This window comes from Archangium sp. (assembly GCF_057119385.1).
The window spans coordinates 42,711-51,675 of sequence record NZ_DBNGVP010000143.1; the positions used below are offsets into that span (position 1 = coordinate 42,711).

General features: G+C 66.3%; 5 protein-coding genes and 1 pseudogene. All 6 read right to left on the bottom strand.

What is annotated here, in order from left to right; all coding sequences use genetic code 11:
* Positions 1-192 precede the first annotated feature (192 nt).
* Complete coding sequence (locus tag AC16DP_RS34300; RefSeq protein ID WP_329727943.1) at positions 193-3,330, bottom strand: type I restriction endonuclease subunit R; 3,138 nt, start codon at positions 3,328-3,330, stop codon at positions 193-195.
* Positions 3,327-4,553: a restriction endonuclease subunit S gene (locus AC16DP_RS34305; protein WP_329727944.1), complete on the bottom strand. Its 1,227-nt coding sequence runs from the start codon at positions 4,551-4,553 to the stop codon at positions 3,327-3,329. Before AC16DP_RS34305 ends, AC16DP_RS34300 begins: the two co-directional genes overlap by 4 nt.
* On the bottom strand, positions 4,550-6,130 hold the full coding sequence (locus AC16DP_RS34310; RefSeq protein ID WP_483956929.1) for a type I restriction-modification system subunit M: 1,581 nt from the start codon (positions 6,128-6,130) through the stop codon (positions 4,550-4,552). Before AC16DP_RS34310 ends, AC16DP_RS34305 begins: the two co-directional genes overlap by 4 nt.
* Positions 6,131-6,340: 210 nt before the next feature.
* Positions 6,341-6,580: pseudogene (locus AC16DP_RS34315) on the bottom strand (NUDIX hydrolase); the annotation flags it as partial.
* An 80-nt stretch (positions 6,581-6,660) separates the two neighbouring features.
* Positions 6,661-7,602: a DUF2381 family protein gene (locus tag AC16DP_RS34320; protein WP_329727946.1), complete on the bottom strand. Its 942-nt coding sequence runs from the start codon at positions 7,600-7,602 to the stop codon at positions 6,661-6,663.
* A 106-nt stretch (positions 7,603-7,708) separates the two neighbouring features.
* The coding region (locus AC16DP_RS34325) for a serine/threonine protein kinase (RefSeq protein WP_483956930.1) at positions 7,709-8,965 on the bottom strand (1,257 nt) is incomplete at its 5' end.

The window sequence follows — 8,965 nt, forward strand, 5'->3', positions numbered from 1 at the left end:
GGTCCCGGTCCCACGGACTGCTGCAGTTGCCGGTGGCCACCAGCGCATCCAGCGAAGCAGAGGCATATCAGCGCCACCCATCTGGACGAGTGCATGCCCGCATCCTACCTGCGACTGCCCTGTCTACAGGCAACGGCACGCAGGAGGATCCGTTCACATTCGTCCAGTCCAGCACGGGCGCCGGGCCGGCGCCTACGCGGCCCGCCCGTAGCGCTCGTAGACGTGTTGGAAGACGGCTCCCGCCTTCGCCTTGAAGACGTCCGGCGTGTAAACGCGGGGGAGTCCTTCGTCGAGCGCATCCTCGATGGCGTTGCGCACGCGGGCGCGGGACTGGGCGGTCTTCTGCCAGTCCACCGTGAGGATGCCGCGGAGCCTCGCGAGGAGGTGGCGGGCAACCTTTTTCACCTCGTTGCGCTCCTCTGCCGACAGCTCGGGGCCAGGGCGGGTGAGCAGGTCGAGCACCACGAGTTCCTCCTCTGAGAGCTGCTCGCGCACGTGCCGGGCTTCCTCGTCGGTGAGTGCACGGCTCAGCTCCAGCAGTTCCAGGAAGAGCTGCTCGATCTGCGTCGAGCCCGCGTTGTAGGCCTCGATGAGCGTCTCGAACTTCTCGCGGAAGTCCACGCGGGTCTCGTTGGCGGCGATGAGCCGGTCGAGCTGGGCACGGATCGCCGCCTTGAGGCGCTCGAGGTCCAGGTTCTTCGTCTTCGAGCCCTTGAACCTCGCGGCGAGCGCCTTGAAGTCGATGCGCGAGAGGTCGATCGCGGGCGGGCCATCCTTCACCATCTCCACGCCCTCTACCGACTGGTCGAGTACCTCGCCGATGCGCATCAGCACCCCGCTGAGGTCGGCCTTCTCGGGCGCGGTCACCTCCCGGATCCGCTCGGAGAGCGCGGTCACGGTCGCCATGCGGACGGCGAATTCGGAGGCTCGCTTGTGTGGCTTGATGGCGGCGTAGAGCCGCTCGGCCAGACGGGCCTGCGCGAGATACGCCTTGCGGCGCGCGTCCGGCGCCAGCAGCGTGTTCGCCGCCTCGCCCACCAGCGTGAGCCGGTCGAGCGCTTTCGTACTCGCCTCGATGGCGGCGAGCTTCACCCCGGCCGAGGTGCAGAATCCGTCGAGCTCCGAGAGAACCGTGCGCAGCTCGTCCACGAGCGTGTCCTTGTCACGCACGGGCGTGCGCGTGCCGCCCCCTGTGCCGTAGATGGCGAGAGCCTTCTCCAGCGACTCGAAGACGTTGGCGTAGTCCACGATGACGCCACTGTGCTTGCCCGGGTAGACACGGTTCGCGCGCGCGATGGTCTGCATCAGCGTGTGGTTACGCATCGGCTTGTCCAGGTAGACCGTGCTGCAACTCGGTGCGTCGAACCCCGTCAGCCACATGGCGCACACGAACACCAGCGAGAGCCGGTCGTCCGGGTCCTTGAATTTCTCGTCGAGCGGCGGCTGGGACTCCACCATCCGCTTGCGGTGCGGAACGATGTCCAGGCCGAGCTTCTTCATCTCCTCGACCTCGTTCTGCCCGGGAGAGACGATCACGGCCATGTCCACGGTCTCGAGCCCGCGAAGCCGTTCGACAAGGGGAGCACGTTCCTCCTCCGTCTGGTCGTAGCGGATCGCCGCCTTCACGCGCTCCTTCTCGGCCTCCCACTCGCGCTGGACCTTCTCGTAGGTGCGCAGCGCTGTGGCCTTGTCGATCGAGACGACCATCGCCTTCCCGTGGAACCCACGGCCCAGGAAGTGCCGCACGATGTCCCTGGCGATCGTGTCGAGCCGGTCGTCCCGTGTGATCAGGTGGTAGCGCTGGCCGAGGAGTTTCTGGAGACGCGCCTCGCTCTCTTCGTCGAGGTTCGCGTCGTCGATGACGTCGTAGATGTCGTCGTTGAGCGCCGGGTTCGTGAGCCTCAGCTCCGGTGTGCGGTTCTCGTAGAAGAGCGGGACCGTCGCGCCATCCTCGACCGACTGCTGGAAGTCGTAGATGCTCACGTAGTCGCCGAAGACCTCGCGGGTCCGCTCCTCGCCCGCGATGAGCGGCGTGCCCGTGAACGCGACGAAGAGCGCGTTCGGCAGCGCCGCTCGCATGTTCATCGCGAGCTGGTCGTACTGCGACCTGTGCGCCTCGTCGACGATGACGATCACATCGCGCCGGGGGTTGAGCTCCTCGCTCGTCTGGAACTTGTGGATCAGCGTGAAGACGTAGCGGTGGTTCTCTCCGAGCAACTGCCGCAGATGCGCGCCACTCGAGGCGTGGGACTTGGCCGTGTCCTCGACCGCGCCGCAAGCCGCGAACGTCTTGGCGATCTGATCGTCCAGCTCGACGCGGTCGGTGACGATCACGAAGGTCCAGTTTCCCGGGACCGTGCGCAGGATCTTCTGCGCGTAGAAGACCATCGAGAAGCTCTTGCCCGAGCCCTGGGTCTGCCAGAAGACACCCGCACGCCCGTGGCCCTCCTCGCGCGCGGTGAGCGTGGCCTGGATGGCGCTGTTCACTCCAAGGAATTGATGGTTCTGCCCAAGAATTTTCGCGAGCCCGCCCTTGTGCTCCGAGAAGAGCGTGAAGTTGCGCACGAGGTCGAGGAGCCGTTGCTTGTCACACGTGCCTCGGAGCAACACCTCGAGCGACACGCGGCGCGGCTCGCCTTCGCTCTCGATGCGCTTCCAATCGAAGAAGCGGCCCCAATCCGCCGTGAGCGAGCCGACCTTGGCCTCGGTACCGTTCGATGCGATGAGCAGCGCGTTGAAGGCGAAGAGCTGCGGCACACCGTTCTGCGGATGCTTGTAGCTCGTGAGGTTCTCGTCGAACGCCTGCCGCACCGGGATGCCTGGGCGCTTCAGCTCGATGACGGCCCAGGGCAGGCCGTTCACGAAGAGCACCACGTCGGGGATGCAGGTGTAGAGCGGCCCCTTGAGCGAGAGCTGCGAGACGGCGAGGAAGTCGTTCCCAGCGGGGTCCTTCTGCTCCCAGTCGATCACCCGCAGCGTGCGCGGCTCGTCCTGGCCGGTGCGCTCGTCCTTCACCGTGACCTTCACGCCCTCGGTGAGCAGCCGATGCACCTCGCGGTTGGCGGCGGCGAGTCCCATCGCGACGCGCTCGCGGAGCAACTCGTCGATCGCGAGGTCGATGGCGGCAACGGGAGTCCCCGGGTTGAGCCTGACGAGCGCGGCACGAAGCTGGGAGATGAGCGCCATTTCGCGCGGCGACTCGCGGCCGAACGTCCCGTTGGAGCCGAAGGTCTCCTCCGCTGCGGAGACAGTAGTCCAGCCGAGCGATGCGAGCACTTCCAGCGTCGCGCTTTCGACTAGCGCCTTTTCGGAGTAGGGATGCGAGGTCATGCAGCATCCTCCACGTACAGTTGGCCGGAGAGGAGGCGAGGGAGGAGCAGATCGCGCGTCCTACGGAGGTTGTGAACCCGGAAGACAAGGGAGTGATTGCAGGCGAGCCACGGTTCCACAAGCGCAGAGAACGATTCAAGAAGCGCTGGTGGTGGGAGGGCTACTGGGAAGTTCATCATCACATCCCAATTGGCACGCGGCATCTTCGCACCATTGGCAGTTGCGCTCGCATGCGCCACGAACTCGTCGCTCGAAACAAGGCAAGTCGTGAACGCACGGAGATACGGGGCCTTTGCCGAGATGACGAACGTATCGGCCGAACAGACACCTGAGAAAGGAGCCACGCTCACCTTGTGAAAGTATGGCCGGATCTTCCCGAAAAGAACCTCGCCGGGCTCGAACCGTAGCTTGTTAGACCCGAGTTCCGCAGTCTCATCCCACGCATCGAGCGCAAGAGAGCGCCGGGGAATGTGCTCGAGCCCGACGTAGCGGGTTGGCCCATCTTCCAAGGTACCTTTCGGAACGCCTCGGCGATTTTCACAAGCGATCCCGCCAGCGCGTTCGACTCGCCATCCCTTCGGAATCCGCCCGATTGGCGATTCAACGAGCGGCGTCTTTTCGTGGCCGGGGAAGCGGAAGAGCACGAACCACTCACGGAACAGGACTCGCGCCATCCCATCGAGCACACGGATGCGCTGCTCGCAATTCTCAATGAGGTCGTCGTACGCCGAGAGGATGTCCGCGATGTGTCGCTGAACTTTCAGCGGCGGGATGTTAACGAGCATCGCAGCGAGACGATCGATTTGGAGTCGCTTGGTTCCGTGCGCGGCTTCGTCGACGCGCCCAAGGATCTCGTACTCGTTCGCGCGCAGCCAATAATAGATGAAGAGGGGTAACACGAACTCGCGACATGCAACGGCCTTGATGTCTTGGTTGAATGCCACTGGCCGCATCGCGATCGACACGGGAAAACGATTGGCGAGAACCATGCTTCGAACGACAAAGAGTACCGTGCCCGTCGGCACCATACGCGTACCGTTTTCGACACCTTCCTGCGTCAGAAGATCATCTGTCGTGTAGATGCGCTCGCGCTTGAGGTCCTTCGAAGATACCCACGGGATGCTCCCTCCCCAGTACTCGTTTCGAGTTTTGCTGGGGGTGCCTCCAGAAAAAAGCGTGACGCACTCGCCGAACGGCACCTTCTGCCAAGCAGCTTCCTTCATGTCCCCACGATCTCCGCAGCGTTCTTCGATATTGTCTTCTCCAACTTCCTCGCCTCAGCGGTGAGCGTCTCAAACTCTTCGGTCAGCGTCTCGAACTGCGCCTTGAAGTCTTCATCACTCACTTCCTCGCCCGGAGCGACGCCAACATAGCGTCCGGGATTGAGGCTCCATCCCTGCGCTTCGATGTCGTTGATGCTCGCGACCTTGCAGAACCCGGGTACGTCCGCGTACTTCGGCTTCTTGCCGAAGATTTCGCGGAGTTTCTCGCTCGCCGCATCGCCGCCATAGTTGAGGTCCACATCCTCGCCGCGATAGAGGCGCACCACGTTCGCGATGAGGCCAATCTGCCCCTCGGTCCAGTCACGGTGCGCACGGTCGATTTGCCGATATATGTGCCGCGCGTCGAGGAAGAGCACCTTGTCTCGCCGGTCCTTCGGCTTGCCACGATCGAGGAACCACAGCGTGCACGGCAAGGTGACCGTGTAGAACATGTTCGAGCCGACTGAGACCATCACGTCCACGGCACGGGCCTCAATGAGTTGTTTCCGAAGCTCCAACTCCGACGTGCGCGCATCGGACGCCGAGTTCGCCATCACGAATCCCGCCCGCCCGGTTGCACTCAACGCGGCATAGAAGAGCTGGATCCAGAGGTAGTTCGCATTGTCCGGCTTTGGAATACCGAACGGGAACCGGCGGCCTGAGCCCACCGCGTCGCGGATGCGCTCCTTGTCCACGTTGTTGACGTTGAAGGGCGGGTTGGCGAGCACGAAGTCGAAACGCCCGACGAGGTTGTGCGGGTCGTCGTAGTAGCTGTTGATCTCGCCACCGTGCCGGATGTCCCCCTCGAGCCCGTGCACCGCGAGGTTCATGCGGCAGAGGCGACCGGTGTCATCCACCTTCTCGACACCATGGATGGAGAGCCCGCTTCCGCCATTCTTCTTGTGCTCGGCGACGAAGCGCGCGCTCTGCACGAACATGCCTCCAGAGCCACACGCGGGGTCCAGCACCCGCCCCTGGAACGGTTCCAGGAGCTCCACCAGGAGCCGGACGATCGCCGTCGGCGTGTAGAACTCGCCACCGCCCTGGCCCTCGGTCATGGCGAACTCGGCGAGGAAGTACTCGTAGATCTTCCCGAAGGTGTCGCCCTCGAGGTCCACGGGAATGGTGGAGAAGGTCTTCAGAAGCTCCTTCAGGATGCGCGCGTTGAACACCTGATAGGTCTTCGGAAGCACGCCGGAGAGCTGCGGGTTCTCACGCTCGATGGCGCGCATCGCATCGTCCACGGCCTGACCGAGGGATTTCCCGTTCTTGCCACCCTCGGGGTACTCCAGCAGACCTCCGAAGCGGGCTTCGGGCGGGAGGAAGAGCACTCCAGCCGCGTGGTAGCTCCCCGCGTCATCGACACGAGAGCCGCGCCGCCCGGTCGCGCTCTTCTCCAGCTCGGTCCGGCGCGCGGCGAACTTCGCATCGGCGAAGCGCAGGAAGATGAGCCCGAGCACGGGCTGGCTGTACTGCGCGGCGGTCAGTCCACTGTTGGCACGGAGTTCGTCGGCGGCGGTCCAGAGCCGCTTCTCCAACGTGGCGGTGGCGGTGTCCTTCGAGGCGGGTGCGATCCAGCGCATGGACGCATCTAGCCGGGTTTCCCGCGCCGTGCCAACGGCGGGTACGGGCCGAAACGGGATTGGGCAGGACACGGGCCCGACCCAGGGCGTTCTCCCCCCTCTCCCAGACCCTGGCCCCAGAAATAGGGTGGAAGGGCACGAGCGGCTCCACTCCAGGGGTAAAGCTCAGGCTTCCTCGTCGGGCAGCAGGGCAAGGAGCAACTCGTCATCCGGGCCGGGCGGGCGCCAGCCATGCGGCGGTGGCGAGGCCAGGAGCGCATCGCCGACCTGCTCGACGCGCTTCTCATGGGTTTCCGGGGTGTAGGTACTCCAACGGGCGAGTGCATGAGCGACATCGAAGCGATTGGCTTCATCCAGCACGGCCGGCCAGCCATTCGGGAGATGCGCGGAGAGCTCGCGCACGAGTTGTCCGGAATACCGTGCTCCTTCATGTACTCCGCGACGACCTTGAGCGCGTGTTGAACTGGAGCGGGCGCTCGGCCGAGCTACGGGAACGTCACGCCATCGAAGGACTCACTTCCGCCGCCCGCCTCCTGGCTCCACAGTTTCAGGGTGAAGCTGCCGCGCGCCTCCTCCACCGTCATCTCCACCTCCACCCCGATGCGGCCTGGCGTCCCCGGGACAAGGGGCTCCCGCTGCCACACGCCGAGCACCTTCCACTCCACCCCCTCGGGCCCCACCAGCACCGCCCCCGCCAGCGTCCAGGGGGTGTTCCCGTTGTTCTTCAACTCCAATTCAGCGGCCAGCCGCACCACCTTTCGCCCGTCCTCCATGCGTGCGGTGGCGGAGCGGTAGCTGCGTGCCTTGCTGCTGGTGAGCGTGTTGCCCGGGAGCGAGGTGACGCTCTTGCCGATGTCCTTGCTGTCGATACCGTCCGCACCCAGCAGCCCCTGCGCCAGGAGCCCCAGCAGCCCCACCTGCCCACTGCACCGCGCCTCCAGTCGCGCCTTGTCCTCCCGGCACTGTCGAGCTTCCGCCCGCGCCTGCTGCTCGCCCTCGCTGCGGGAGGCGGGCGGGCGTGGCTGGCGTGTCACCTCCACCTGCCGCGCGGCCTCGGAGTGGTGCACCACCAGGAGGAAGTGGACGCTTGTCGGAGCCGCGCCGTCCTGGAAGGAGACCGCCATGGGCACGCGATCTGCCTGCGTGAGCGCCCGCGTGGGCACGAGCGCCAGCCCCGTCTCCCCCTCCATCACCTGGAAACGCTCCCGCCCGGCCAGTTCCACGCGCCCCACTTTCGTGTCGAAGAGGAAGCTGGTGGAGAGCCCCGGGTGGATGCACACCGCGTGCACCTCACCCTGCGTGTCTCCCGTCAGCTCCAGGTGGCTCGTCTCCGACACACAGCCAGATGGCGCGGACAGTGCCGGGGCGTCCAGGGGGGCAGCGAGCAACACGAGTCGCAACAGGGCAGCGGAGGACAGCACGGGCATGGACGGGGGTCTCCCGAGGACGTGGACAGGACCGCGGAAGTGGGGCTCTACCATACCTCCTGCCCGGTGGTGTCCGGCCCACCGCCGTCCCACTTCGCGGACGCCCCTACTTGAAGCGGTCCACCACCCGCACCACCGCAATGGGGCTCACCATCATCTTCCCTGGAGCGCTGCCGGGCTCAAGCTCGATGCCAACCTTGTCACTGCTGTCCAGCAACTCCAGGCACACCGGGTACGTCACCCCGTTGGGCGTGCGCGCCTCGGTGAAGCGGCCGTACACCCGCCCCTCCTTGACGTAGAGCCGCCCGGAGACCCGGGTGTTGTCCGGCAGCGCGAAGCGTCCGCCATAGCCATGGAGATCGGCTCCCGCCATCCAGTGACCGAACAGGTACACGGGGGTGTTCTCGTCCACGCGCACGGGCCTGCCGCGTACGTCGCTCCATTGCACGGTCTTCATTTCTCCCAGGCTGAAGCCGAGCGTGCCTTTCATGGTCTCCAAGGCCCCGGCGGGGCAGGACTGGGGCGGCGGGGCGGGGCGCTCGGACGGCACCTGCTGCGGGGCGCCCATGCAGGCCTGCAAGGCGGCGCCAGTGAGGCCAAGACACGCATGGCGCACGGCCGCTCCCCGGCGCTTGGGGGCGGCTTCGGGCTGGGGGCCGGGGGTTGTCTGCTGCGGTTGCTTCACGGGAGCACTGTCCTTTCGGGGCGCCTCGGCGGGAGGCGCGGCCACGGCCCGCATAGGTTCCGGCGCGGGCCCTCCCGGCGCCATTTCCTGGCCAGGGGTGAGCCACCACGCCCCCACCGCCACGGCCAACCCCACGCCCACCGCCGCCAACAGCCGGCCCCAGCGTCCCCAGGGCTTCACCGGGCGCCGCCGCTCCGGGTGCAGCACCTGCTTCCAGTCCACGTCCGTGCGGGCCCTCACCTCCTCCAGCGCCGCGTGCAGTGCCACCGCGCCCGGGTAGCGCGCCTCGGGCGTCTTGGCCAGCAGCCGCAGGCACACGTCCTCCACCGCCCGGGGCACGTTCGGGTTGACGAGGTGCGGAGGCAGGGGCGGCTGGTGCAGCACCGCCTCCACGTCCTCGCCCCCGTGCTCGGCGGGCCGGAAGGGAAAGCGGCCCGTCAGCAGCCGGTAGAGCACCACGCCCACCGCGTACAGGTCATCTCCTGGCCCCGCCCGGTAGTGCGCGCCCGGCTCGCCCGCGTGTGCACGGCCATAGGCCCACGCCTCCGGCGCGCGGTAGGGCAGCGTGCCCGGGGGAAACATCCCCTTCGTCAGCGTGGGGTCTCCCTCGTGGTAGCCCGCACCGAAGTCCACCAGCACCGCACGGCCCGTGCGCTGGTGCACCAGGATGTTGGCCTC